Here is a 26,898-nt window from a genome sequence, read left to right on the forward strand (position 1 = left end):
TCTTTATATTTTTTTGTGTATTTTACCAAAAAATTTGTAGTAAAAATCTTTTACTAGTCTTATTTTTGTACGGCTAAGCACTAAGTTACCACTCTCAATCTCTCCACTCGTTACTGTAGTCCCAGCTGCAATCATTACATCATCAGCAATTGTTATAGGTGCTACAAGTTGTGAATCACTTCCAACAAAAACATTTTTTCCTATTTTTGTTTTATACTTTTTAACACCATCATAGTTACATGTGATAGTACCAGCTCCTATGTTTGTCCCCTCATCAATCTCAGAATCTCCAAGATAGCTTAAATGTCCAGCTTTTACACCTTTGAGTGTTGATTTTTTTACCTCTACAAAGTTTCCGATGTGGGTATCTGTTATCATTGAAGCAGGGCGAATATGTGCTAAAGGTCCTACATCAGAGTTTTTAAGTATGCTGTCTTCAACAACTGAATGCGCTTTTATCTCTGAATTAATAATCTGAGAATTTCCTGTAATTCTACACCCATTTTCAATGCGACATTCACCCTCAAACACAACATCATCTTCGATGTAGATAGTCTCTGGCAGTTGCATAATTACACCAGCTTCCATCCATTTTGTTTTAATTCTCTCTTGCATAATCATTTCTGATTCTGCCAAATCTTTTTTAGAATTAACCCCTTTAAAATGCTCTTCATCTACTAAAAGAGGTGCGATAGTGAGCGCATCTTTTTTTGCCATCGCAATTACATCTGTAAGGTAGTACTCTTGTTGTGCATTATCATTTGAGAGTTGTGGGATATATGTATTAAGAACAGATTTTTTAAATGCGTAAATTCCTGCATTTACAGTAGTTACATTAAGTTCTGCTTGGTTTGCATCTTTTTGTTCTACTATGTACTGTACTTCATTTTTATCTATAACAACACGTCCATAACCATTTGGATTTTCTAAATCAAAAATACTCATAATGATATCCGCATCATTATGTAAAAATCCTTGAAGAGATTCAGCGCTGATAAGAGGCATATCCCCGTTTAAAACAAGTACTTTTTCATTTTTTGGCGTTACATTTTTCATAGCTCCACCAGTACCAGGAAAATTGGTTGTATCTTGCTCTACAAAAGTGATATCATCAAAGTATTTTTGCATAGATTCTTGTACTTTTTCTTTTTGATGAGCTATAACTACTGAGACATCATTTGAGAGCTCTTTGGAAGCTTTTATTATATGGTAAAGCATAGGTTTTCCAGATATTTCATGTAAAACTTTTGCTTTGTTTGATTTCATACGGCTCCCTTTACCAGCAGCCAAAATTACTATACTTATATTGCTTAAATTCATTCTCTTACTTTTAATTTTTATAAAATTTTACCATAAAACTTGACTTTATTTAATTTGTGGTATTATTAGTGACAATAAAATATTCTAAGGTTTGTGGATGGATTTAGGTACGGTCATTGGTCTAGTGTTGATTTTAGCTCTATTATTTGGAGCTATGGCGATGGGTGTTGGTATCGGTGCCTACATAGATATTCCTTCTGTTTTAATCGTTATCGGTGGTTCGATTGGAGCCTTGATGGTTGCTTTCAAACCTTCTCAAATGAAAAAGTTTACAAAAGTTTTTATGATAGCTATTAAGCCAGGTGAAGAGGATGTTCTTGAGCTTATAAAAAAGTTAGTTGAGTTTGCGACAAAAGCTAGAAAAGAGGGGATTTTAGCTTTAGAAAATGATGTAAACAACGAAGAAAATGAGTTTCTTAAAAAAGGTCTATCAATGGCAATTGATGGAAGTGAGCCTGATACTATTCGTGATCTTTTAGAGATAGAGATGGATCAAACAAGTACTCGTCATAAAGCGCACGCTGCAATTTTTGCAACATGGGCAGGTCTAGCAGGGGCTATGGGTATGATTGGTACGCTTATTGGTCTTGTTGCGATGCTTTTAAATATGGCTGATCCTTCAGCAATTGGTCCATCGATGGCAGTTGCTTTATTAACGACTATGTACGGTGCTATGATTGGTAATATTTTTGGTGCGCCAATTGCTAGTGTACTTAACATTAGAAATGATGATGAAACAATTGTAAAACAGATTGTTTTAGAGGGAATTATGTCGATTCAAGCTGGAGATGCTCCAAGAGTTTTAGAGGCAAAATTACTTGCATATTTAGCACCAACTGAGCGTGTAAGTCAGTTTGATTAATGGATAACTGATGGCTAAAAAGAAAAAATGTCCTGATTGTGAAGAGTGTCTCCCTGCTTGGTTAGCAGCTTTTGGAGACTTAATGTCTTTACTTCTTTGTTTCTTTGTACTTCTTCTCTCAATGTCGAGTATGGATGCAAAAAAAGTCTCTGAAGCTATAGGATCACTGAGTGGTGCTATGAGTGTTTTAGAAGGTGGTACACAAACTGAAATTTCAAAAAAACGTATCCAAGAATCTACACCGATTAACTCTCAAGATGAGACAAGTGATACGGTAAATAGAATCCAACAAGCTGTTGCAGATGCAAATGAGATGCAACAAAAACAACAAGGTCCAGAGATTACACTCGATGAGGCTGAAGAGGGATTTATTATCAATATGCCAGCAGCTTTATTGTTTAAAGCAGGTAGTGCAGCAATTGATAATCAAGATGCAATATTATTTCTTAAAAGAATGGCACTTTTGATTGATGAGATGCCAAATGATGTAGAAGTAAGTATTCAAGGACATACTGATGATGGCGGTCCTGATCTAAATAGTCCATTTAAAGATAACTGGGAGCTTTCAACTGCAAGAGCTATAGCCGTTTTAAAAGAGTTGGAAATTGATGGAGTTGATCCAAAAAGGATGAATGCAACAGGATATGCACAGTATCATCCAGTAGCAACAAATGCTACAAAAGTTGGTAGGGAGAAAAACAGAAGGGTTGAGCTCCGTTTTATTGGCAAAAAAACACAATCTTCAAAAAATCAGACAACTTCTGTACTAGATCAAGCGAAGATGTAAGAAATGGTAAAGTTTTTTACACTATTTGTGCTATTGGCAGCTGTATTGTTTGGAGCTGAGAGTGTTACTGTTCCAACAGTAAATCTCTCTTTATCAGCTCCAGATACACCACAACAACTTGTTTCATCACTCAATGTATTGCTTGTTTTAACACTTTTGTTTTTAGCACCATCTTTAGTGATGGTTATGACAACTTTTACAAGGTTTGTAATTGTTTTTGGTTTTTTACGTCAAGCTTTAGGGACACAGCAAGTACCACCTACACAAGTTTTAGTACTCCTTGCAATGATTCTTACTTTTTTTGTAATGGAGCCTGTTGGAACAAAGGCATATGAGCAAGGTATCAAACCGTATGCTGAAAAAAAGATAGGTTATGAAGAGGCATTTGAAAAAACAACTTTGCCTTTTAAAAATTTTATGATTAGAAATACAAGAGAGAAAGATTTAGCACTTTTTTTGCGCATCAGAGAGATGGAAAATCCAAAATCAGTTGCAGACGTACCTCTTTCTATTGTTATTCCGTCATTTATCATTAGTGAATTAAAAACTGCTTTTGAGATAGGTTTTTTAATCTTCTTACCTTTTTTAGTGATCGATATGGTCGTAGCTTCTATCTTAATGTCTATGGGTATGATGATGCTCCCACCTGTAATGATATCCTTACCATTTAAAATACTTGTTTTTGTTCTTATAGATGGCTGGAATCTTCTCATTGGAAATTTAATAGCGAGTATTAAATGACGTGTAAACATTTCGGAAAATGTGGAGCTTGTCGTGTCTATGAAGATGGATATGAAGCCCAATTAGAACAAAAAGTAGGTCTTAATAAAGAAAGATTTTTACCATACTTTCAAGCAGAGATAGAGGTTTTTACCTCACCTACGCAAAATTATAGGGCTCGTAGTGAGTTTAAAATCTGGCATGTAGAAGATGATATCCATTATGCAATGAATCATAGTGAACATAAGGGTGTTGTTTTAATAGAAGAGTGTCCGCAAGTAAATATCTATATTAATGCCTTAATGCCTAAACTATTAGAGGAAATTACAAATCATGAACTAGGCTTTAAGCTCTTTGGAGCGGACTTTTTAAGTTCTAGTGAGGGAGAAATTGTTGTTTCACTGTTATATCATAGACAATTAGATCAAGAGTGGCAAGAAAAAGCATCTCTCATTGCAAAAGAGTTAGGTATAAATATCATCGGACGTGCCAGAAAACAAAAGTTAGTAGTTGGGCAAGATTATATTACAGAGTCTTTAAATCTAAAAGGGGATATGTACAAGTTTCACTATATAGAAAACTCTTTTACACAACCAAATCCAAGAGTCAATGAAAAAATGATTTCATGGGCTATGGATGCTTTTAGTGATGCAAAGGGTGATTTATTGGAGTTGTATTGTGGTGCTGGAAATTTTACAATCCCTTTTGCAAAAAAATTTGATAAAGTTCTAGCTACTGAGATATCTAAAAGCTCTATAAATGCAGCAAAAGCCAATATGGCTCTTAATAATGTAGAAAACATAGAGTTTATACGAATGGGTGTTGAAGAGTTTGTAGATGCTTTAAATGGTGTACGTGAGTTTAATAGAATGAAGCATGTAACTATGCAAGATTATAAGATTAATTCCATTTTTGTCGATCCTCCACGTTCAGGGATGGATCAGTTTACATGTAGATTTAGTGCACAATACGATAATATTGTCTATATCTCATGTAACCCAGAAACTCTTGTAAGAGATTTAGAGCTTTTAACACAAACACATGAGATAAAAAGTATGGCTTTGTTTGATCAGTTTCCATATACACATCATGCAGAGATGGGTGTAAAACTTGTAAAAAGAGGGGTAAAATGAAAAAAATAGTTTTTATGGTTTTTTTATTTGTATTGATTTTAAATGCAGATGATATGCAAAGACTTGATGAGATTGTCAAAGATATTGAAAATCTGAGAATCAGTTATGATAAATCCCAAGATAGTCTCAATAAATGTCAAATTCAACTACACGATCAACAAGAAAAAAATATGATTTTACAAAAAGAGTTGAAAAACGAAAGTACAGAAACTTATATGAAAAGTATTAATGTAAGTGATATAGAGAATTTGAAAAATCAAATAAAAAATTTAAAAAAACAAATAAAAAACAAAGATAATGAAATATTACTTTTAAAAAATAAAAATAATAAAATAATGGATAATCAAATAAAAAAAGAAAATACTTTGGAAAATGAAATAAATAATTTTCCAGAATTAAAAATGAGAAAACAGCCTAAACTTGTAGATAACACACCAACAACCTATAGACTTACTCAAGAGAGTATAATATACTCTGGCATTGATGGAGTAGAAGTTGATAAGTGGGAAAAGTCTACTTCATTTACTTCAAAACTCAAAACAGCTGGGTGGATTAAAATAAGTGGTTATTTTGTAGATAAAAAATGGCAAAAAGTACAAAAGGATATGTGGGTGAAAACCTCACAAGCATTTAAAAGAGATTAAATATGAAAAAAATATTGATTATTAGTGATGGTGTAATCGGACAACATTTTATTCAAAGGGTTACTGAGACATACACTACTGATAATATTTATTATATTGTTCAGATGAAAGCAAATACTTTTGAAGATGCTAATCCTGCAAGGTTTAAATTTTATGAATTTGACCCAACAAGCTTTTATAAGTTATCAAATCTGCTTAAAATGGAGTTTATTCAAGTTATTATAGCTATGGATAATCAAGCAGATGTAGAAAATACTATTAAAAATATTCGTACAATCAAAAAACAACTTCGTATCATTGTTTTAAATCAATGGAATATGCTAAATCACGATGCAAATATTGCACTTGTTAATTCAAATGAGATACTTGCTTCTCGTTTACTCGATTACCTTCCAAATGTTCCTGTAATTGCTCAAAATGTTGGTATTGGTGAGGGTGAGATTATGGAAGTTTTAGTTCCATTTGGAAGCTCTTTTGTATACCGTCATATGGGTGTGATTGAACAGAAAAACTGGCGTATAGTAGCTATCTATAGAAATAGAAAACTCATTATGCCATCACGTAGAAGGATGATTCAACCAAATGATCTTCTTTTGCTTGTTGGTGAACCAGCGGTACTAAAGTCTGTTTATCGTGCTATCAAGCAAGAACTAGGGCAATTCCCAGAGCCATTTGGATCAACAATTTTACTTTTTATAGATATGAATATAGTTCCAAAAGAAAATATAAAAACATTGGTAAGACGAGCCATTTATATACATACTCAGCTCAAACATAAATTAATCATCAAAATAGTGAATCCATCAAACATAGAGTTATTGCAATATGTAAAAGATTATAGAAGTATGGATGTTTCTATTGAGATAGATTATGAAAGTATCAATTTAAAAGAGAACTTTTTGAATGATATTAAAGCATATCATACAGGCTTGGTGATAGTTGATCGTGAAATGTTTGCAGATTATTATGTGCGAAAAGCCCTATATGAAGCGCATGTACCAGTACTTAAGCTTTCAAATCGTGATTTTAGTACACTTAAAGATGCTTCACTCATATTGTCTGACAATAGGGACCTTGAAAAGATTTCAGCAACTATATTTGATATCTCTGAGCAGATGGGCTTTAACCTAGAGCTTTATAACTATCTTCATGAACATCAAGAAGATAAAGAACAAGTTATAGAACACTATAACAATCTTGCAACAATTTTTTCAAAATCGATTAAAGTATTTAATGAAAATGAAAACCCTATAAAGATACTCAAACAAAAAGAAAATTTTATTCAAATTCTTCCATTTACCTCAAAATTAACTAAACGTAGAATAAGTTCAATCTTTTCAACAGATAGTGAAAGACTCTATTTTAAACTTGATGATTATCATCAAATTTTTATCCCAGTACAACTTTAATTTAGCCACTTTTTAGTAAAAGTTAAGTATTATCTATCATAATTAAATTATTTCGGACAGATGATGCAAGTAAATATACCACTCAAACAAACTATAGACAATTCATATACGATCACAATTGATCAATTACCGCAAATAGATTTAGATACAAAAGTAGCGGTTGTTACAAATCCAAATGTTGCTGGATTACATCTTTCGTATTTACTCTCAAAAATAAATGCTAAAGAGTTATATATTATTACAGTTCCTGATGGCGAAGAGTATAAAAATCAACAAAGTATCGACACAATTTTAGAATCTCTTTTTAATCACCGCTTTAACAGAAAATCGATGCTTATCGCTTTTGGTGGTGGTGTGATCGGAGATATGGTGGGATATGCTGCAAGTATCTACCAAAGAGGGATAGATTTTATCCAAATTCCTACAACACTTCTTTCACAAGTTGATGCAAGTGTTGGTGGAAAAACAGGGATGAATAACAAATATGGTAAAAATCTTGTTGGTGCATTTCATCAACCCAAAGCTGTTTATATCGATCCCTATTTTTTAAGTACACTTCATAGTCGTGAATTTGGTGCTGGTGTTGCTGAGATTGTTAAAATGGCAGTTACTTTTAATAAAGAGTTTTTTGAGTTTTTAGAGGAGGCTGATCTTAAAGACTCACAAGTTTTACGCGAAGTTATTAAAAAAGCAGTTGAAACAAAAGCTGCAGTCGTTGCTCAAGATGAAAAAGAGCATGGTCTAAGAGCTGCTCTAAACTATGGACATACTTTTGGACATGTGATTGAGAATGAGACAAAATACAAAACTTATCTACACGGTGAAGCAGTGGCAATTGGTATGGTGATGGCAAATAAACTTGCTTGTGAACTAGGTCTTATGAGTGAGTACGAGGCGCAGTGTATTAGTAATGTACTTAAAAAGTATGCCTTACCTACAAGTTACACTATTGCAAATACGCAAAGTTTTTATGAGGCATTTTTCTTGGATAAAAAAAGCTCAGATGCAAATATCACTTTTATCTTGCCTAACTCTATTGGTGATGTGAAGATGCTTGATGATATCCCTAAAGAGAGTGTTATAAAAGTTTTAGAGCAGTTTGGAGGGAATGCATGAAAAAAGGTTTGTTTTTTTCCCTAATCTTAACTTTACAAACCTTTCTTTTTGCAGCTGTAGATGAGATAAACACCTCTGCTGGTACAACACAAGTAGTCACTACACAAGAAGAGATAGCACAGTACGAGCAAAAGCTTTTTGAACTTGATGCAACAATCTCTGAGACAAATGTATGGATAAAAAGTTATGCTACATATCTCGCAGCACTGCGTGTTAAAGATGAGCTTGATAAAATCAAACAAAGAATCAAATGGCTCAATAAACATGCTAAAACACAAAGTGAACATGATGAGCTCAATAACCTTATCACTAAAGAGAGCATTTTAACAACGCAAATAGGGCAGTTAAAAGATGAGCACTATACGCCGTTTTCTGAATTAATTACACCCCCTAAAATTGAAGATACACCAGAGATTAAGAACCCTTTTGATATTTTTACAGGGCTTTCGTTAATCAAAACGTTTAATAATAATCTTGATGAATACAAAAAGAAAAAAGAGAACTTAGCAAATTTAATTGCCGTTTTAAAACAAGAACTTGAAATCCATCAAAAATTAGCTGAAGTTGGAAATAGTCAATACGAAGTGCAACTCCAAGATACACAACTAAAACTTTTAAGATTTGAGAGTGCTCTTGATACGATGAATGCAACGCTTGAAGTGTATCAAAAACGTTTAGATATTGCAGAAGTAAATGTAAATAAAAAGATAAAAACTCAAGTATATAGACTTATGAAAATCGGTATAGCTATTTTAGTTGTATTTTTTATATTTTTAGCTTTAAAACTTATTGTTAAGAGATATATCACGGATAATGAACGATTTTATATGGCAAATAAGATCATTACATTTACAAACTTTACACTTATCCTTTTAATAGTCTTTTTTAACTATATAGAAAATGCCGCTTATTTAGTGACAATTTTAGGTTTTGCATCTGCTGGTATCGCTATTGCGATGAAAGACTGGTTTATGAGTATCTTAGGTTGGCTTGTAATCGTTTTTGGTGGTAGTGTGCATGTAGGTGATCGTATACGTGTAGATATGGAAGGGATGAAGTATGTTGGAGATGTTTTAGATATTTCATTACTTCGTATTACAATCTTAGAAGATATTACTTTAACATCTATTAGACAAAACAGACGTGCAGGGCGTATCATTTTTATACCAAATAACTATGTTTTTACAAAGATGATTGCAAACTATACGCACAACTCTTTAAAGACTGTTTGGGATGGTATACAAATCACGATTACTTTCGATTCTAACCATAAAAAGGCGATGTACCTTGTAAAAGAAATTACAAAAAAATACTCAAAAGGGTACACTGATATTACGAGAAAACAGTTAAATAAACTGCGTCAACACTATAGTTTGAAAAACACAAACGTTGAACCAAGAATTTACTCTTTTATTGAGAGTAACGGTTTAGATATTGAGGCATGGTATTTAACAAATGCATATGCAACATTGACACTTAGAAGTGTAATCTCAACAGAGATTGTAGATGCTTTTAATGCTGAGGATGACATCACTATCGCATACCCAACACAAAAACTTCATCTCGATATGAAAAGTGAAGCACCTATCTCTTCTAGTGAGCCTGAGCTTATTTGATGAAAAAAGTTTATTTTAAAACTTTTGGATGTAGAACAAACCTTTACGACTCACAAGTGATGATGAGTGCTCTAAAAGAGTATGAGATCACAGAAAATGAAGCTGAAGCAGATATGATTGTAATCAACTCCTGCACAGTCACAAATGGTGCAGATACACATGTCCGCTCATACATCTCACAGGTTGAAAAAAGTGGTAGTGGAGCAAAGCTCTTCTTAACAGGTTGTGGTGCACATACAAAAGGGGAAAGCCTTTTAAAAGAAAATCGTATACATGGTGTTTTTGGACAGAGTGAAAAACAAAAGATCGACTTTTTACTTAATCAAAAACAACCTTTTTATGAAAAAGGTGATTTAAATCATATAGACGATGCTGTAGTTGGTGAATTTATAGGGAAAAGTAGGGCATTTATAAAAATCCAAGAGGGGTGTAATTTTCGATGTTCATACTGCATTATCCCATATGTTCGTGGGGATGCTAGAAGTATGGATGAAGAGCTCATCCTTGAACAGGTTAGTAAACTAGCCCTCAATGGTTTTGGAGAGTTTATTTTAACTGGTACAAATGTCGGCTCATACGGACAAGATACAAAAACTTCACTTGCAAAACTGATGAAACGTATGAGTATGGTTCGTGGTGTTCGACGCATTCGACTAGGAAGTGTTGAGCCTATTCAGATAACTGATGAGTTTAAAGAGATTTTAGATGAATCGTGGTTAGAAAAACATCTACATATTGCCCTACAACACACTTCGCCAAAGATGCTAAAGTTGATGAATAGACGAAATGTATATAAACAAGATAGAGCGTTATTCGAATATTTACAAAACAAAGGGTATGCTATAGGGACTGATTTTATCACTGGGCACCCTGGAGAGAGTGAAGAGTTGTGGAAAGAGGCTATGCAAAATGCACAAGAGTTACCACTCACTCATCTACATGCTTTTACGTACTCAAAACGTGATGGCACACCTTCAGCTACAATGAAGCCAGAGATAAATGGTAAAATAGCAAAAGATAGACTGCATGAGATCGAGTCTTTAGTAAAGCAAAAGAACTACGATTTTAGAAAAAATTTTCAAGGTGGTTTGGAAGTTTTGGTTGAGTCTTTTAAAGATGGATATTTTCATGGACTCGATCAACATTTCAATAAAATCGTAATAGAGTCAGAAGAAGATTTAGTAGGTAACTGGATAAGTATAGAGAAGTACGAAGTGAAAGAGGAGTTTAATTATGCTAGAGTCTAAGAAAAACCGTATAGCACTTATTGTTTCAGCAATTATTATTGTTGTTTTAGTTCTTTTTGCTGTTCTTCGTGATAATGCCAATAGTATAACTCTCTCACAAGCAACTACAATCTTAGAAAATAAAAGTGTTAAAAAAGTCATTGTTACAAAAGAGTATGTGTATTTAAAAACAGCGCAAGGCAACTTTAAAATTGCATCATCCCAAGTAACTCCTAAAATGTTTAGTGATTATAAAGTGGAGATAGGCAATGAATCAAACTTACTGGTATATATCTTTTTTGGTGTTTTAGTTTTGGGGCTTGGATCAATTTTACTGCGTTTTTTACAAAAAGGAGATGGTTTTCAGATCACTAAAACGGGAATTAGCAGAGATATGGCAACAAAACCTGAAATATCAGCCCCAATAGAAGCAATTCGTTCAGATGTGAGTTTTGATGATATTGGTGGGATAAGTGATGTAAAGATCGAACTTGAAGAGATTATAGACTTTATGCGTAATCCTAAACGCTACAAAAGCTTTGGTGCACGTTTACCACGTGGTGTTTTACTTGTAGGACCTCCAGGTGTTGGAAAAACGATGATTGCAAAAGCGGTAGCAAATGCTGCTGGAGTACCGTTTTATTATCAAAGTGGTGCTTCATTTGTACAGATTTATGTAGGGATGGGTGCAAAACGTGTTCATGAACTTTTTGCAGCTGCGAAGAAAAATGCTCCAAGTATCATCTTTATAGATGAGATCGATGCTGTTGGGAAAAAGCGTGATGGTCAGCGAAATGATGAACGTGAAGCTACACTCAATCAACTTTTAACAGAGATGGATGGTTTTGAAGCTTCAAGTAGTGTTATAGTTGTTGCGGCAACAAATAACATTGGTGTACTAGACCCTGCATTACTTCGTGCTGGACGTTTTGATAGAAGAATTTTTGTGGAACTTCCTACAAAACGTGAGCGTATCTCTATCTTAGAAAAATACCTTACAAAAGTACCAAACCAAGTTGAAACTTCCCAAGTTGCAGATATGACGGTAGGGTTTAACGGTGCAGCTTTAGCGGCACTTGTAAATGAAGCAGCACTTTTAGCACTTCGCCAAAACAGTTTTCAAGTCACTTTAGAGCATTTTTATCAAGTGAAAGACAAAGTGATGTTTGGGAAGAAAAAATTACAGATGTTAAATGACAAGCAAAAGTCGTATCTTGTAACGTATCAAGCTGGAAAAGCATTTATCGCTACTTATTTTGATCTTCCATTTGAGAAGTTAATGCTTTCAAATGAGAAACTTTTACCTGTAAGTAATGAAGCGTTTTTACAGCAAGATTTAGAAGCGCAAGTGAAGATGCATTTAGCAGGTAGTGTTACGTGTGATCTCAAATACCAACAACACTCTAGCAGTGCGAAACAGGACCTTGATGAAGCAAAAGAGATAACTCAAAAGATGTGTGAAGAGTATGGTATGAGCTCTTCAATCATGTGTAGTGAGAATGAACAGCAAAAGTTGTTAGACAAGTTATATGAAGATTGTAAAACTTTATTAGAGCTTCGTATGGAGAGTATAGCGCAAATAGAGGCTATTTTATATGAGAGAGAAAGTGTCACCAAAAATGAGATTAAGAAGCTTTTAGATTGATGCAGTTTTTTAGTGGTTTTTCTTTGAAAAATGAGGAGTATTTATTTACTCCATATATCAAGCGTAGTGATTTTACAGTATGTGGTTTTAGTTATGGTGCTATAAGGGCTTTAGAGTATGTACAAGAAGCTCTGAAGCAAAAAAAGAGAGTAGACACCTTACAACTCTTCTCACCAGCTTTTTTCCAAACAAAAGATGAAAAGTTTAAGCGTTTACAGTTGATGTCGTATAAAAAAAATAAAGAGTTATATTTAGAGAACTTTATCAACTTTTGTTTTGAACCGTATGAGAGAAAAATAGTGGAGTTTAATAGTAGTGACACTATTGATGAGCTTAAAAGATTATTAGAATATGAGTGGGATTTAGAAGCATTAAAAAAGATTATAGATGCTGGTGTTATAATAGAGGTCTATTTAGGATTTGAAGACAAGATTATAGATGCGGAGGGTGCATACAGTTTTTTCAAACAAGTTACAAATGTGACTTCTATAAAAAAGGCAAATCATTTTTTGCAATTAAGCTGAGTTACTTTAGTTGCTCGAGGACTTTCAGTTATAAAAATTCCGAGGACGAATCCTCCCTGCGGTCTGAGCCTCTACATTTTTATAACCGAAAGTCTTGAAAAATACAATAATAGATGATGAGAGGAAAAGAGTGTGAGTAAAATAAAGATCGGTGTGATAACAGCGAGTGATAGAGCAAGTAAAGGGATATATGAAGATATAAGCGGTGTAGCTATCCAAGATACTATGAAAGAGTATCTTAAAAATGAATTTGAGATTGTTTATAGATGTATACCAGATGAACAAGATCATATAGAAACGACAATGAAAGAGTTGTGTGATGAAGCTGGATGTTGTTTGGTTGTAACAACTGGTGGAACTGGTCCAGCACTTCGTGATGTTACACCTGAAGCGACTGAAAACGTGTGTGAAAAGATGATGCCAGGGTTTGGTGAGTTGATGCGTCAAGTGAGTTTACAGTATGTACCGACTGCTATCTTATCTCGTCAAACTGCAGGTATTCGCGGTAAGTCGTTAATCATAAACTTACCTGGAAAACCAAAGTCTATCCGTGAATGTTTAGATGCAGTTTTTCCAGCTGTTCCTTACTGTATAGACCTTATAGAAGGTCCATATTTAGAAACAAATGAAGATGTGATAAAAGCATTTAGACCAAAAGCAAAATAAAAAAAGGAAATTTTAATGGCATATATAGATTTACCAGAATTTGAGCAGATGAGTGAAAGTGTTCAAGAAAAAGCGCGTCCAATTTTAGAAAAAACAGGTAATTTAGGTGAGATTTTTAAACTTTTAGCAGTAGATGAAAAGATATATTTTGCAACTGATAAAATGGTACAGTCTTTTTTACTCGATCAAACATATCTAAGTTACGATATAAAAGAAGCGATCGCACTGCTAATCTCAAAAGAAAACAGTTGTAAAATGTGCGTAGGTGTACATAAAAATATCGCAAAGATGTTAGGACTTAGCGAAGAGAAAATCGAGTCTATTTTAAATGGTATAGATGCTATGGATGTGGAAGAAAAAGAAAAAGAGTTACTTCGTTTTTGTATAAGAGCTTCTCAAAAAGACAACTATAAGATGCAAAAAGAGGATATGGAACATCTTTTTGCACTAGGTTGGAGCAAACATGAAGTTTTAGAAGCTGTAGCAATCGTAGGGTATTTTAACTATATCAATACACTTTCAAACGTGTTTGGTTTAGGCGAATAAGCAGGAGAGAGATAATGATAAAAAATTTCATTATATTGATTTTACTGAGTGTTATCGCTTTAGCGCAAGATAGTATAGTGGTCGATAAAAAACAGACTTTAGAGTGGCAAGACAGTGATGAAAAGTTTATAGCAAAATGGAAACTTGCAAATGCTTACTGTGAGCAGCTAAAACTTGATGGTAAAGATGATTGGAGACTCCCAAGTAAAGAGGAACTTATAGCACTTGCAAAAGATAAAGAGTTAAAAAAAGAGTTTAAAAATATGACTGACAATATCTTTTGGAGCAATGAGAATGGTCCTTTTGATGCTACTACAGTTTTTAGTGGCAATGGTTTTAGCTCTTCAACAGATAACTGTGAAAAGTTTGCTACTATTTGTGTGCGTAGTGGAAGATAAAGGCTGCTCATTCGCTCCTATACATTGTATGCTAGGATAGCAAATGATAGCCCTAATAGTAAGCATAACGGTGAATAATATTTTGTATCATATATCGCAAACTCAGTGTCTTTTATTTTTTTAAAAAATCCAACAGTATTAAATTCTCCTATTGCTCTTATAGTAAAGATTATTGATAAAAATAATCCCCCGTACAAATAAAAACTTCTATTTGTATTGATTGTGAAATCATAAAATTGCAATCCATATGCAATATGTGCAAAAACAATTAAAATAATTCCGACAAAAAATGTTAAAGCTTTGCTCGGATTTAACAATAGCTCACCATCTTTTGTTGGTAAAGCCTTATCTGAACCAATTTTTCCACCATAAGCCCAGTAAAAATGAAACAATCCTATAACGATTAATACAAAAATTGTAATGATTGCTATAAAATCCATCTTGTTCCTTTGTGCGTACGTTTGAAGTGAAATACAAGATGGTAACACTTTATAAGTATTTGAACTCTTATGAAACTAAATTACAAAGTAAAAATTCAAATTATCCGCAATGTAATCTTGTTAGTTCCTCTGATTTGTTGTGTCTTTAAAGTTTAATTGTTTAAGCAGCCCACTTTTCAATACTCTTACTTATAAATAAACTCCATTCTTCTTCATCTTCACAAGTTTGATTATATTTACAAATATTTTCCATCCAGTTTTGTAGTTTTATTGAATCATTAAAATTATTATTTTTAGCAGTATGTAAAAATTCTATAAATTGGTCTATTGTTAGTGGTACTATTTTTGTTTGACCACCATATCTTTTAGTATTAAATCTATTTAGATTAAAATAATGTGCTAATGCTCCTTCACTAATTTTTGGAGCAATAAATAAACAATAAGTTTCTTTTCCAAGTGATTTTTTGAAATCTCCAAAGTGTCTAGGGACAGATTCACCTTCCATATTAAACTGTGTATTTCCACCTGACATTGTCACTTCTGTAATTAAACCAAAATTGTTATATTCTGCTTCTATATCAGGTTTTCCACCACCTGCTGTATTTAATGGTATACCCTCTAAATCCATAATAAAATTACCATCAACTCTCTTAGAATAGTTTATCATTACTAATGCTCTCCATACATTCCATTCTAAGAATAATGGAGCATCTGGTACATCTTTATTTTTTATTTGTTCAAATATATCTATAATATCATCAAAATCTTTGTATGTTTTTAACTCTTTTTTTGTATTTTCTATATTTGTTTTAAAAATCTGTTCTTCTAAAATATCTATTTTGTCTTTTAGTATATTAATTGAATATTCACCTATTTGAGTTTGTTCTCCTAATTCAGTTAATTTTTCAACAAGTTTACTTTCATCATCTGTAAACAATTGTAAGCTTGTTGATGAAAATAAATAGTCTTTAAAATCTTTTTCAGTTTTGAAATTATTTACATCTTTATTGATATTTTTCAATATAAAATCAACATCCTTTAGTTTTGATTGAGAGATAATAAGTCTTAATGTTCTTTTCTCAAATGATATAATTTGTGTTGCTCTAATATGTCGCATAAAAGCATCTCCATAATCTCTTATAAATCGCGGTTAAAAATGTCATAGGTTTATTTGTTAAAAAGATCATAACCTCAAACCTTAAAGTTAAAACCTCTTATTATAGGGCTTTAAGATACTATTTAACTTCACAATATACTATAAAAACTCTTAATCTTAAGTCAAAAACATAGCTAATCGCCTACTTATCGCGTAGCTAATCGCCTACTACTAACCCCTATAAATAGGATTATAAAAGTATTTTTATAGTACAATATATTTTTACTAATCTCCATTTATAGCTTAAACTTAAGAAAATAGATTAATTTTAGATAATTTTTAAATGGTGTTTAAATATGCTTTACAGTATATTTAAATCTTCTTTTTTCTATTATCTATATAGCAGTGTGAATCACTTGCTTTTTTAGATAAGAGAACTCTATCTTTTATCATCCTAGATACTTTTTTTAGAACCGAACCATGTGTACGACCTAGTGTCTTAGCGACTGTTGCAAGTGGTACACCTTCTACGCACATAGTTATCAGTAGTTCATACTCTTCATCACTATACTTTTTTTGTTGCCTTATAGGGTTAGAGAGTTCCTCTCTCATGGCAAATGTTAGCTTTGGTTTAACAACCTTGTTTTTAGCTTTTTGTAGGTCTTCTAAGAGCTTTATTTTTTCATCTTGTAGCTTGATGTACTTAGCCATTAAACTATCATTTTGATAAGATATAATCATTTCTCTCATCTGGTAAAATTCTTTTACAAGTGCTACTTTAAACTTACGAACTATTTCGCTATTTCTAAGATATGTAAAAAGTAGTGTTGTTTGTTGTTCATTTAAGTAGTAAGTTATCTCTGGTCTACCACCTGTAGAGCTTTTAAGAGGTTTTTCGGTTTCAAACCGAATAACCCCAAACTCTTCAAAGTCATTTTTATACTTATCTATTAACTCTTTTATATGTTGTGCTGTGTTGTCTGTTCCAAGTGCAATATCTCTGTGCGATGCAACTATCTCTTTATCTTTTATAGATATTAAATTATAATCCATTAAAATGACCTATCACTCTACCAAGTATTTTACAGTTATTAAAGTCATCTAGCTTTATAATTCTTGGTGGATATATAGTATTATCACTTATAAGTGTGATCTCTTTATTTATATTGTCTTTAGAGACCCTTTTTACAAGCACTGTATCTTCACACATGATGATATAGATGCCACCCTCTTTTATGTAACTGCTTTCGTTTTCAATAGGACTTATAAACAGTAGCTCTCCAGCTGATATGGTAGGTTCCATACTGTCGCCTGTTGAAGTGATTATATGAATGTTTTCAAATGTACTAAGACCTAGATGTGTTTTTAAAAAGTTTCTATCAAAAGCTACTAATGTTGGAGCTGAGTGTTGATGGTTATATGCTCCACCTCCAGCAGATGCAACTATGTCTTCATAGTATGTAATTTCTACTAGATTATCATTACTGATCTGTTGCTCTTGTAGTGGTTTATTATTGTCTTCAAGTAGCATTTCACCTTTGCCTGTTTGTATCCAATTTAAATTAATACTTTCATTTGCACAAATGAAAGATATTGTTTCATTTAGTGCCTTTTTCTTTTTCAATTGTCCTACAGATTGTTGAGTTATATTATACTTTTCTGCTACTTTTTTGTTATTAGTTTTACCAAATATATCTTCTAAAGCCTCACTAAAGCGTAGACCTACTGTATCAATACTCATAAAATACCTTTTTGAAATATTTTGTTTCAAATATATTGACAAATGAAACAAATTGTTTTATAATACTCTTATCGTTTACATCACTTTCACAAAATAATACTAAAAAGGATTGTTAGGAATGCAATATAGTTTTCTTCACTATCTTCAAACTCTTCAAACCATTTGGAATTTTTTTGACCTTTATCTGCATATTTACCTATTATTCTTCCTTTACCAAGTTTTAATTTATTATTCATACCTGAATATGCGGGGTCAGTAGCTATTACATCAATACTATTATCTGGTAATTTTTTTAAAAATGATATTACATCATCTTTATATATTTTAATATCTTTATTATTATAAGTGAAAGTATATTCTTCATTAATTATAGTTGTTTTCATAACTTGGGTCATGTGATGATTCTCATTTTATATTTTGTTCCTATTGTACAATAAGGAAGATTTGAAATAATTTAACTAAAGTTTATTTTGTATGCAGACACAACAATTTATTCAACAAACATTATATACAAAACAGCTCTATATATCCAAATTAAATGACACAAAAAATGTTTATTTAAATTGGGTTTTTATTGTAAAAGTAATATTTTTGTCATTTTTTTAGAAAAACTTCCAAAATTCAATGTACATTTAAAAATATAATAGCCGTTATTTGAACATTTTGTCGTTTAATTGTTAAAAAAAAGTGTTAAATGAACATTTTGCATGTTTAATTTTGAGAACGAAACATGAAACAGATGAGTGATTTACACTTATAAGATATGTATCTTCTTAAAGTTTTTATTTTAACTTAATAAGTTTTATTTTATTTTATAATATGTATAATTTTTTACTGTAGTTAAACAAAAATAATTTTTATTAGTTATTTATTATCTATATATATTGTAAAAAGCCAAAGATAAAAATGTTTAACAAGTTGCTGGTATTAAGGCTTTAGCATAAAACAAGAATAGAAAGGAAAACTAATGTCAGAATATTTAACAGAGTCAGTAAGTATCTCAAGACACCTCCGTCCTAATGAATCATTAGAAATTGAAGCAACAGTTCCAAATGCTGGAGCAATTGTTGCTATGACTTCGGCAAAATGGGATCGTATTTTTCCTCCTGATCCTACAAAAAGACTTTTGGAAATATATAAACCAAATACAACATCACCAATTGTTAGTCGTTTGGATGGAGGATTTGGTATCAAAACTTTTCTTCATTCTTCAGCCTCTGCTGGTGATACTGGAGTATGGAAAGCACGTGTGACAAATAAAGAAAATTCAACTGAGATTTTTAAACTCACACTTTCTTATCCTGGGACAACAGAGATAAAAACTATTCAAGTCCCTGTTTCTTTGATTGATGCATTTGTGCAACAAACATTAGAGCAGATAACTATCCATTTAACAAACGGAGATAACAATAGTTATATACGTTTTCCAGCATCTATGAATGTAGGAGATCAACATTTTACTATTCCAGGGTATAGTAAAAATATCAATATGCCTTGGCCAGTTCCCGATATAAAAATAAGGGAACACATATCAAATATTAATTCTAAATCAGTTGATGTGGCATTAGGAAATAGAAATAGTGACTTTTCTAATGGTTATATTGATATGAATGTAGTTTTTGAAACATCAGGACATGAAATAAAAGGTACACTTGATGCAAATATTGGACATATGGATTTAACAGTTAAGTTAGGCTTAACAGTTGAGAATAGACGTGTTACATATGAAGATGATAACATAGAAGTAGATTTTCCAATTACTATCGATCTTGTAAATGTTCCAGATTTCATTGAAGATGCTGTAAATGGATTGACTAGTTTTCGCAAAAAAATTCGTAATGCTGTTATAGCTAAAATCAAAAGTGTATTTGCTGCAAACTCTACTAGAGAAGCATTAAGTAATGCACTCAATAATCAGTTAAGAACATTACTTGGTGAAAATGCACAAATTGTTTTAGCAAAAGTGGAAAACAATACCCTTACAATTAAGTACTATAACTCTTAATGTAATGTTGAAATTGAGAAATATTTTAGCTGAGATATAAGGCTAAATATTTCTCTTTTGAGTGTTATTATATAGTTATTCGAATTCCATCTAGTTTCAAGCTATACAGGAGTTTGTAAGGTCTTTTTAGAGCTTAGTCCTTCAAAAGTCCTACCTCTTTTTAGTCCTTCTCATATATAAATTCATTGAAAAGATTATAGCAAAACTTGTTATATTTTTTGTTTTTAGTCCCTTTAAATCAGTAAGTCAAATCTCATCATATTAACACAATATATTGCTTTGTATATTAATTATTATATAATCAGTTAAAAACTTGAGGTCACAATTTGTGACCTTAAAAATATTAAACTAATAAGATGAAGAAAAAGTATGCAAGAACTTACAACTACGAATACAGATATTAAATCAAAAATCTATACTATTAGAGATAAACAAGTGATGTTAGATAGAGACTTAGCAGAGCTTTATGGTGTAGAACCAAAAAGATTAAACGAACAAGTAAAAAGAAACATTGAAAGATTTCCTGAAAATTTTAGATTTCAGTTAAATGAAGATGAAAAAAATGAACTGGTCGCAAATTGCGACCACTTAAATACACTCAAACATTCAACATCTCTTCCTTATGTTTTTACAGAACAAGGTGTATCAATGTTAAGTGCAGTTTTGAGAAGTAAAACAGCAATAGAAGTTAGTATTAAGATTATAGACAGCTTTGTGAATATGAGAAAGTTCATAGCTAGTAATGAATTTTATTTAACGCAATTAAAAAATATAGAAAAAAGACAATTAGCTTATGAGATTAAAAGTGATGAAAAGTTTGATAAAATCTTCAAAGCCCTTGAAAGTGGTGAACAGGTACAAACTCAAGGAATTTTCTTTAACGGGCAAATATTTGATGCTCATACTTTTGTATCTGATTTAATCAGGAAAGCAACAAAAAGCATCATCGTTATAGACAACTATGTAGATGACTCAACATTAACACTACTGAGTAAAAATCAAAATGTTGATATTACGCTTTACACTCACACAGTTACAAAAGCTTTAAAACAAGATATTGAAAAATACAACAAACAATACAGAAAACTTGATGTAAAAACAAATAAGAACTTTCATGATAGATTTTTAATCATTGATGAACAAGAGGTTTATCATATAGGTGCAAGTTTGAAAGACTTAGGGAAAAAAGTGTTTGGATTTTCAAAAATACAAGACTACACACATCTTCTAAAGCTTCTGTAAATCATCGTCTAAAACAAATACAAAATAATCTATGCTAAAAAAATAAACTCAAAAAAGCAAGGTAGTACAAGTCTCCACCTTGCTTTTTTGAGTAGTTATTTTTTTTCTTATCACATACTTTATTTTTTAATTTTTGTGATTATGAATGAAAATACTCTTATATCAGTAATATCTTCTATTACTAACTCTTGATACCTAGATGTTAAATTTCTAATAGATAGAGTAGAAGAACACTCTCTTGATATATCAGATATCATCGAAAATGTTGAATTCAACTTTTGAAAAGAGTTTAAATCTGATATTAACTATCTAATCAATGAAGCTTTAAATCAAATAGCTTGTAAATTCATCGAATCTCATGAAGAACTATTTGAAAATGAATCAGATGAATTTGAGATATATACAAACTATATGGATAGTCATATATATTTTACATCTGAAAAAGCTCAAGATGAGTTTGAGAAATTCTATTAGGATTTCTCTTTTTGTACTAAAAAATTAATGCTGTGTTAATATCTCATTCATATAATAAATTTTCATAAGTATTGACTATATGATTACAATTCTTTGTTCCAAAAAATTGACATTTCGTACCCTCTATTTTTAGCTAATTTAAGCCAAAAAGTAGGCTTATTTTTTTGTCAAAAATCCAAAAATGTGTTTTAATAAATTTAGTTGCGCAACTATTTTACATTTTAAATCAAAACAAATGAGTCTATTTGAAACCTTACTTGAAATAAAAACAGAGAAGAAAGATTTACTACTAAAAGCTGTATATGTTTCTGAGTGTAATAGCTTATGAGAAGATGAGAGTTATATCTATTATTATGACCTCTTAAATCATACTTTTTACATAAATGACATAGATTGATGAAGTTCTTGAAGAACTAGTGCTATCAATTGTATTGAAAGTATTATGAATAAAGCTTTCAAACAGGAGATGAATTCTTTTGTGGATATCCTCAAAAAAATTCAAATCACTAAAAAACCAAAAGTATTTTGTTTTTACAGGCAAAAAAATACTAAGTTGGTTGTTATAGATAAAATCTCTTTGAAAGTTAAAAGGGGAGTCCATGAAGAGATTTTATCTTTTCATTACCCTGAATGGAATCAAGGTAATATGAAATTAAAAATAATGAATTAATACTATCTTTTGTATAATCAAATCTATCAAGAAAAAGGTTTTTAAAATGGATGATGACTTTGAAGATTTTAGAAGATACGAAGAATATCAAAGACAAAAAGATGCTCAGTTTGCCAAAGGTGTTGGAAACTTTTTATTCTATTATATAGGCTATGCTTTTGTATGGTTGTTTACATCTGCATTTACTGCAACGGTTCTAGAAAATATGTTTGGAGTTGGAACTGGTACATCATTACTTGTTGGAGTAATATCAGGTTTTCTAATTTTCAAAGTACCATATGTCAAAGCCAATCCATTTAAAAGTTTTATTGTTATCTGTTTTATCTTCGGATTGTTCATCGTAGCATTTCAGAAGAATTCTTAAGAACAATATATAGCCTTGGAAAGGCTATAGCAAGTTTGCATATGCTCTTGAATTCTTGAGAATTCAATTTACAAATGCGAAACTTGTTCAGGGAAATTAGGACAAGTCCTATCCCTAAAAACCCTTAATCGTATAAATAAAGGAATAAAATTGATAAAGAATGATTTACAAAATTTTCTTAAAAAAAAGAGAATGATGAAAAAAGAAGTTTCCTCTATAGCAATTTCAACAGCAGTATCTATAGGAGTAGCATGTGTATCAGGTGCTTTTGTTCTAGGTAAATTTATAGCACAATATGAATATATGGAACAACAACAAGAGAAACAAAAAAAGAGTTTAATATCTAAAATAGTAGAAACAGAAATTTTATCTGAAGAGTTTTCTATTCCTGAATATAATAAAAAAGACAAAGAAATAAATAAAACTATTCAAAAGTATATTAGAGATAATCGAACTGAATCTGAAAATAAACTAGAAGATACAAATCAAAAATGTTATGAGGGTATTGATTATAAAGAACCGTATATATTTGAAGAGAAGCAAGTAAGAGCAAAAAATTCAGAAAAAATGGTAAATTTATGTCAAAAAGCAGTTTTATTAGACCCTTCTAATTCAAAAACCTTATTTTATTTAGCAGTTGCATATAACAAAAATAGAGATTATACAAGGGCAATTGAAAGTTTGGAAGAAAGTGCTAATTTGGAGAATAGAATAGCTCAAAGAAAGTTAGGTATTATGTATAGAACAGGTAGTCTAGTGGAAAAGAATACTGAAAAATATTCCCATTATTTTAGTTTAGCTTCTGCAAATGGTGATAAGGCTTCTAAAATTATTCAGTATCATAATTATTATTAAATATTTATCTCTCCCTACTAAAATCATCTCTCACAGCTTCTTGACCTCTCTCCATGAAGAAAAGAATAGTTGAAGAGAGAGTAGGTCTGTTTAGCATTTTTTGCATTTTCACTAAATAATCATACTCGTCTTGAGTTAGGGCTACAGTAATTCGTTTCTCCCTTTTTTGCTCATCATCAAGCTTTGGTCTACCAACACTTCTATTTTTTCTTTGGTCTTTTTCTTGTTCAGTCAAATTATATCCTTTGTAAAAAGTATATAGTATCACATATAAAGAATATATTAACATCACTAAACTATTTAAATCTACTCAAATATATTTATTGAGTAATAATATAATAAAATGATGCAATAAATTAATAAATACATAAGTTATTATACTTTATCATTCATTAAATCATTCAAGGAGTCCGAAATGAGTAGTGAAGAAAAAGTAATATTTGATACTTTATACACTAAGTATAAAAAGATGGCTATCTCTAAAAAAGAGATGTCTCGTGAAACAGGTATGAGTATATCTACACTTGATAGACTCAGACGTGCAGGACATGGATGTTCATATATTCAGCAAGGTGTTGGAGATGTGTCATATCCTTTAATTGAACTAGCAAAATATTTTGCTAATACTATAAAAACACTCTAAGTAAAAAAAACATGACAACTACAGAGTATCAAAAAGCTTACAAGAAAAGTTATAGTCAAAAAAATAAGATTGTAACTTTTCCGTTAAGCATTCCATTTTATGATGAACTAAAACGAAGAGCTATACTTTTTGATGTAAGTGTAAACACTTACGCAAAAAATATAGTTAATGGTTCACTCAACAGCTCTTCTGTAACAATTCTCACTCAAGAGAAACAAGAGATTATTAATGAATATATCCGTATATCAAGAGGGATTGCAAATAATATCAACCAAATAGCTCATCAAACTAATATAACTGAGCAAATTGATATAAGTATACTCATTAATGCGCTCAAAAACTACGAAGAAGAGTTCAAGAAATTAATCCAAAAAATCTAAATTATGATAATAAAATCTATGAGCAGAAAAAGTAAATCTTTTTCTCAACTCTATGACTATTTTTGTCGTGAAGAAGCTACATATAGATTTTCACGAAACACTTATTCTAACGCATATAACAGAGAAAAAACTCTCAAAGAGTTCTACAATAACGCAAGGTATTTAAAAGGTGCTAGAGGTAATTTATATCTTTATCATGAAGTAATATCTTTAGACAAAAATAATCTCTCATCCGAACAAGAACAAAAAATACTTTTAGATCTTGTTGATAAGTATATCAGCCTAAGAGCAATGTATCATTTAAGTTTTGGAGTAGTACATCAAGATAAAGATAATACTCATGTACATTTGATGATAAGTGCCAATGAAATAGGTGGTTTAAAACGTATTCGCTTATCAAAAAAAGAGTATGCCTATATTCAAAAAGAACTGGAAAATTATAAAAATCAAAGATACCCTGAGTTAAGAAAAACAGCCTTGTATCAAGGTAGTAAAAATCTATCTAAAGCTAAACAAAAAGAGCAAGAAATAACTATCAGAGGTGCTACAACTATTAAACAGGAGATATATAACAATCTTCAAAGTGTATTCAATAAAGCAAGTTCATTAACATATCTCAATAATCATTTAAAAAATCTTGGTTATAAAGTCTATAAAAGAGGTAAAACTATCAGTATTACTTACGAGGGTAAAAACTATAGATTAAAAACTCTTGGACTGGAACAACAATACAAAAACACTCTTTCAAAACTTGAAAGAATAAAAGAAAGAGAAATTAAACGGGATAAAACTAAAGAAGATAGAAATATAAATAGAGATAGATGATATTCAAGAAAAACAAGAACTAATAGAATTTAGCTAAAATATGCACTATGGAAATTTTAGCTCTTATATTTATAACTTTTATCGCTTTTATGGGTATGAACGGACTATTTAGAAAAATGGGTATTAAAGCACTCAATCCGTTAGGCTTGATAGTATCTTTTTTAACATCTCCACCACTTAAAAGTGATGGGATGATGAATAAACAAGAAGAGTTAAAAATATTTTCACGCTTTAATGACGGTCTTTTAATAGATGGAAAAAAGAAAAGACTCTCTTTAAAAGAGAGTTGTAACCACTTGGCACTTTTTAGCAGAACAGGTGGAGGAAAAACTACTAGCTATGTAATTCCAAATATCTTTAAATTAGCTTCTGAAAACTGCTCTATGGTAATTACTGACCTAAGTGGGGAGCTATATGAAAAAACAAGCGGATATTTAAATGCTCAAGGCTTTAAAGTATATGTACTTGACCCGAAAGATTTAGAGAGTTCTATACGATACAACCCTCTTGAATATGCTAAAAGTTCAATCTCAATTGATATGGTTAGTGAAATACTTATAGCTTCTTCAGGTCTGAAAGGTACAAGGGCAGAAGACAAAATATGGAGTGATGGAGCAAAGCATATAATCTCTATATTTATCAAGGTACTTAAAGAGACAAACGACAAACGATTTATCAATCTAGCAAATGTTAGATATATGCTAAACAATTTTGGAAGAAACGGACAGGCTCTTGATGAGTTCGTGAAGACGTATGCAGATGATAAAACCTTTGAAGAGTACAAAGGGTTTGTCAACGGTAATGAAAAAACTATTCAAAGTTTTATAGCTACTGCAAATGCTTCATTAAGTCCTATCGGGATTAATGATAATCTTGAAAAACTTACTTACTCTCACTCTATAGACTTTAAAAAATTTAGAGAAGAAAAATCAGTCGTATATATCCGTATTGAACAACAATATCAGGAACAATATAGCTTTTTACTCAATCTCTTTTATGCTCAACTCTTTAATGAGATGATGGATAGACTGCCTACACAAAAAGATTATCCACTTTACTGTTTATTAGATGAGTTTGGGAATATGCAGATACCTAGATTTTCTTCAATCATTACAACAATTAGAAAGTACAAAGTCTCTATCTCTATTATCTTACAAAATATCAATCAATTAGTAGCAAAATACTCTGAAAATGAAGCTAAGACTATACTTGATGGTGGTATTGCCTCAAAACTAATATATAGCGGTGCTGATTTAGATTTAGCAACACAACTTGAAAAGATGTTCGGTCATAAAGAGAGTCTAAAACAACAAGCTAATGGAACTCATCACTATGAAAAAGAGAGTGTTATGAGTGTAAGTGAAATAAGAACTATGAAAGATAATGAAGCTTTATTTGTGTATGCGAATAAAAAGCCTTTAAAGCTAGATGTAAAACCATATTTCAAAGATATGATGTACAACAGTTATTCAAGATTAGCACCTTATCAATCAATGCAAAATACCTATGCTGATAGGGTGGTTTATGTTGATTTAGAAAATGTGGAGTAAT

General features: G+C 31.2%; 30 protein-coding genes. 23 read left to right on the forward strand and 7 right to left on the reverse strand.

The window, feature by feature from the left end; translation table 11 throughout:
• Nucleotides 1-3: 3 nt before the first annotated feature.
• Entirely contained in the window at nt 4-1,320 is a 1,317-nt protein-coding gene (glmU, locus tag ACQY56_RS10790) for a bifunctional UDP-N-acetylglucosamine diphosphorylase/glucosamine-1-phosphate N-acetyltransferase GlmU (RefSeq protein WP_428738659.1), read from the reverse strand.
• A 97-nt stretch (nt 1,321-1,417) separates the two neighbouring features.
• On the opposite strand from glmU, the gene ACQY56_RS10795 reads away from it, so the two are divergent.
• The 14 genes from ACQY56_RS10795 (at nt 1,418) to ACQY56_RS10860 (ending at nt 14,612) form a co-directional block, all read left to right on the forward strand.
• Nucleotides 1,418-2,182 (forward strand): motility protein A, encoded by a 765-nt coding sequence (locus tag ACQY56_RS10795; protein WP_428738660.1) that lies wholly within the window; start codon nt 1,418-1,420, stop codon nt 2,180-2,182.
• 10 nt (nt 2,183-2,192) lie between these two features.
• The gene (locus tag ACQY56_RS10800) at nt 2,193-2,969 is read left to right on the forward strand and encodes a flagellar motor protein MotB (protein ID WP_428738661.1); all 777 of its coding nucleotides are present in this window, start codon (nt 2,193-2,195) and stop codon (nt 2,967-2,969) included.
• A gap of 3 nt (nt 2,970-2,972) precedes the next feature.
• Nucleotides 2,973-3,710, forward strand: a complete 738-nt coding sequence (fliP, locus tag ACQY56_RS10805; protein ID WP_428738662.1) for a flagellar type III secretion system pore protein FliP — start codon at nt 2,973-2,975, stop codon at nt 3,708-3,710.
• Nucleotides 3,707-4,822, forward strand: coding sequence for a tRNA (uridine(54)-C5)-methyltransferase TrmA (gene trmA / locus ACQY56_RS10810; RefSeq protein ID WP_428738663.1), 1,116 nt, complete (start codon nt 3,707-3,709; stop codon nt 4,820-4,822). The genes fliP and trmA overlap by 4 nt, the downstream gene beginning before the upstream one ends.
• The gene (locus tag ACQY56_RS10815) at nt 4,819-5,466 is read left to right on the forward strand and encodes a hypothetical protein (RefSeq protein WP_428738664.1); all 648 of its coding nucleotides are present in this window, start codon (nt 4,819-4,821) and stop codon (nt 5,464-5,466) included. The genes trmA and ACQY56_RS10815 overlap by 4 nt, the downstream gene beginning before the upstream one ends.
• A gap of 2 nt (nt 5,467-5,468) precedes the next feature.
• Complete coding sequence (locus ACQY56_RS10820) at nt 5,469-6,875, forward strand: COG3400 family protein (RefSeq protein ID WP_428738665.1); 1,407 nt, start codon at nt 5,469-5,471, stop codon at nt 6,873-6,875.
• A 63-nt stretch (nt 6,876-6,938) separates the two neighbouring features.
• The gene (gene aroB / locus ACQY56_RS10825) at nt 6,939-7,991 is read left to right on the forward strand and encodes a 3-dehydroquinate synthase (RefSeq protein WP_428738711.1); all 1,053 of its coding nucleotides are present in this window, start codon (nt 6,939-6,941) and stop codon (nt 7,989-7,991) included.
• Nucleotides 7,988-9,607: a mechanosensitive ion channel domain-containing protein gene (locus tag ACQY56_RS10830; RefSeq protein ID WP_428738666.1), complete on the forward strand. Its 1,620-nt coding sequence runs from the start codon at nt 7,988-7,990 to the stop codon at nt 9,605-9,607. Before aroB ends, ACQY56_RS10830 begins: the two co-directional genes overlap by 4 nt.
• Nucleotides 9,607-10,854 (forward strand): tRNA (N(6)-L-threonylcarbamoyladenosine(37)-C(2))-methylthiotransferase MtaB, encoded by a 1,248-nt coding sequence (gene mtaB, locus ACQY56_RS10835; protein ID WP_428738667.1) that lies wholly within the window; start codon nt 9,607-9,609, stop codon nt 10,852-10,854. The genes ACQY56_RS10830 and mtaB overlap by 1 nt, the downstream gene beginning before the upstream one ends.
• Nucleotides 10,841-12,478 carry an AAA family ATPase gene (locus ACQY56_RS10840; protein WP_428738668.1) on the forward strand — a complete coding sequence of 546 codons (1,638 nt, stop codon included), beginning with the start codon at nt 10,841-10,843 and terminating at the stop codon, nt 12,476-12,478. The genes mtaB and ACQY56_RS10840 overlap by 14 nt, the downstream gene beginning before the upstream one ends.
• Complete coding sequence (bioV, locus tag ACQY56_RS10845) at nt 12,478-13,002, forward strand: pimelyl-ACP methyl ester esterase BioV (RefSeq protein ID WP_428738669.1); 525 nt, start codon at nt 12,478-12,480, stop codon at nt 13,000-13,002. The genes ACQY56_RS10840 and bioV overlap by 1 nt, the downstream gene beginning before the upstream one ends.
• Before the next feature lie 132 nt (nt 13,003-13,134).
• Entirely contained in the window at nt 13,135-13,668 is a 534-nt protein-coding gene (gene mog / locus ACQY56_RS10850; protein WP_428738670.1) for a molybdopterin adenylyltransferase, read from the forward strand.
• Between the two features lie 15 nt (nt 13,669-13,683).
• On the forward strand, nt 13,684-14,214 hold the full coding sequence (locus ACQY56_RS10855; protein WP_428738671.1) for a carboxymuconolactone decarboxylase family protein: 531 nt from the start codon (nt 13,684-13,686) through the stop codon (nt 14,212-14,214).
• A 14-nt stretch (nt 14,215-14,228) separates the two neighbouring features.
• Nucleotides 14,229-14,612: a DUF1566 domain-containing protein gene (locus ACQY56_RS10860; protein ID WP_428738672.1), complete on the forward strand. Its 384-nt coding sequence runs from the start codon at nt 14,229-14,231 to the stop codon at nt 14,610-14,612.
• A 17-nt stretch (nt 14,613-14,629) separates the two neighbouring features.
• Here ACQY56_RS10860 and ACQY56_RS10865 read toward each other — a convergent pair whose 3' ends face one another.
• The 5 genes from ACQY56_RS10865 to ACQY56_RS10885 form a co-directional block, all read right to left on the reverse strand.
• Entirely contained in the window at nt 14,630-15,052 is a 423-nt protein-coding gene (locus tag ACQY56_RS10865; protein ID WP_428738673.1) for a DUF3995 domain-containing protein, read from the reverse strand.
• Nucleotides 15,053-15,212: 160 nt separating this feature from the next.
• The gene (locus ACQY56_RS10870; RefSeq protein WP_428738712.1) at nt 15,213-16,193 is read right to left on the reverse strand and encodes an AlwI family type II restriction endonuclease; all 981 of its coding nucleotides are present in this window, start codon (nt 16,191-16,193) and stop codon (nt 15,213-15,215) included.
• A gap of 327 nt (nt 16,194-16,520) precedes the next feature.
• Entirely contained in the window at nt 16,521-17,201 is a 681-nt protein-coding gene (locus ACQY56_RS10875) for a Rha family transcriptional regulator (RefSeq protein WP_428738674.1), read from the reverse strand.
• Nucleotides 17,191-17,889: a S24 family peptidase gene (locus tag ACQY56_RS10880; protein ID WP_428738675.1), complete on the reverse strand. Its 699-nt coding sequence runs from the start codon at nt 17,887-17,889 to the stop codon at nt 17,191-17,193. Before ACQY56_RS10880 ends, ACQY56_RS10875 begins: the two co-directional genes overlap by 11 nt.
• Nucleotides 17,890-17,975: 86 nt before the next feature.
• Nucleotides 17,976-18,272 (reverse strand): hypothetical protein, encoded by a 297-nt coding sequence (locus tag ACQY56_RS10885; protein ID WP_428743763.1) that lies wholly within the window; start codon nt 18,270-18,272, stop codon nt 17,976-17,978.
• Between the two features lie 584 nt (nt 18,273-18,856).
• Here ACQY56_RS10885 and ACQY56_RS10890 point away from each other — a divergent pair.
• The 5 genes from ACQY56_RS10890 (at nt 18,857) to ACQY56_RS10910 (ending at nt 23,499) form a co-directional block, all read left to right on the forward strand.
• Nucleotides 18,857-19,894 carry a hypothetical protein gene (locus ACQY56_RS10890; protein ID WP_428738677.1) on the forward strand — a complete coding sequence of 346 codons (1,038 nt, stop codon included), beginning with the start codon at nt 18,857-18,859 and terminating at the stop codon, nt 19,892-19,894.
• A 369-nt stretch (nt 19,895-20,263) separates the two neighbouring features.
• Complete coding sequence (locus tag ACQY56_RS10895; protein WP_428738678.1) at nt 20,264-21,136, forward strand: ORF6N domain-containing protein; 873 nt, start codon at nt 20,264-20,266, stop codon at nt 21,134-21,136.
• Between the two features lie 916 nt (nt 21,137-22,052).
• Complete coding sequence (locus ACQY56_RS10900) at nt 22,053-22,280, forward strand: hypothetical protein (protein WP_428738679.1); 228 nt, start codon at nt 22,053-22,055, stop codon at nt 22,278-22,280.
• Between the two features lie 46 nt (nt 22,281-22,326).
• Complete coding sequence (locus ACQY56_RS10905; RefSeq protein WP_428738680.1) at nt 22,327-22,644, forward strand: hypothetical protein; 318 nt, start codon at nt 22,327-22,329, stop codon at nt 22,642-22,644.
• 150 nt (nt 22,645-22,794) lie between these two features.
• Nucleotides 22,795-23,499, forward strand: coding sequence for a tetratricopeptide repeat protein (locus ACQY56_RS10910; RefSeq protein WP_428738681.1), 705 nt, complete (start codon nt 22,795-22,797; stop codon nt 23,497-23,499).
• A gap of 4 nt (nt 23,500-23,503) precedes the next feature.
• Here the strand turns inward: ACQY56_RS10910 and ACQY56_RS10915 are convergent, their stop codons facing one another.
• On the reverse strand, nt 23,504-23,734 hold the full coding sequence (locus ACQY56_RS10915) for a hypothetical protein (RefSeq protein WP_428738682.1): 231 nt from the start codon (nt 23,732-23,734) through the stop codon (nt 23,504-23,506).
• 180 nt (nt 23,735-23,914) lie between these two features.
• Here ACQY56_RS10915 and ACQY56_RS10920 point away from each other — a divergent pair, with 180 nt between their 5' ends.
• Genes ACQY56_RS10920 through ACQY56_RS10935 form a run of 4 tightly spaced genes read left to right on the forward strand, consistent with a single transcriptional unit; the run spans nt 23,915 to nt 26,897 of the window.
• A complete protein-coding gene (locus ACQY56_RS10920; protein ID WP_428738683.1) occupies nt 23,915-24,142 on the forward strand; it encodes a hypothetical protein in 228 nt (75 codons plus the stop codon).
• A gap of 11 nt (nt 24,143-24,153) precedes the next feature.
• Nucleotides 24,154-24,522 carry a hypothetical protein gene (locus ACQY56_RS10925; protein ID WP_428738684.1) on the forward strand — a complete coding sequence of 123 codons (369 nt, stop codon included), beginning with the start codon at nt 24,154-24,156 and terminating at the stop codon, nt 24,520-24,522.
• 18 nt (nt 24,523-24,540) lie between these two features.
• Nucleotides 24,541-25,347, forward strand: coding sequence for a relaxase/mobilization nuclease domain-containing protein (locus tag ACQY56_RS10930; RefSeq protein WP_428738685.1), 807 nt, complete (start codon nt 24,541-24,543; stop codon nt 25,345-25,347).
• A gap of 47 nt (nt 25,348-25,394) precedes the next feature.
• Entirely contained in the window at nt 25,395-26,897 is a 1,503-nt protein-coding gene (locus tag ACQY56_RS10935; protein WP_428738686.1) for a type IV secretory system conjugative DNA transfer family protein, read from the forward strand.
• The last annotated feature ends 1 nt before the right edge of the window (nt 26,898 follow it).

This window comes from Sulfurimonas sp. (assembly GCF_050296975.1).
Taxonomy (GTDB): Bacteria; Campylobacterota; Campylobacteria; order Campylobacterales; family Sulfurimonadaceae; genus Sulfurimonas.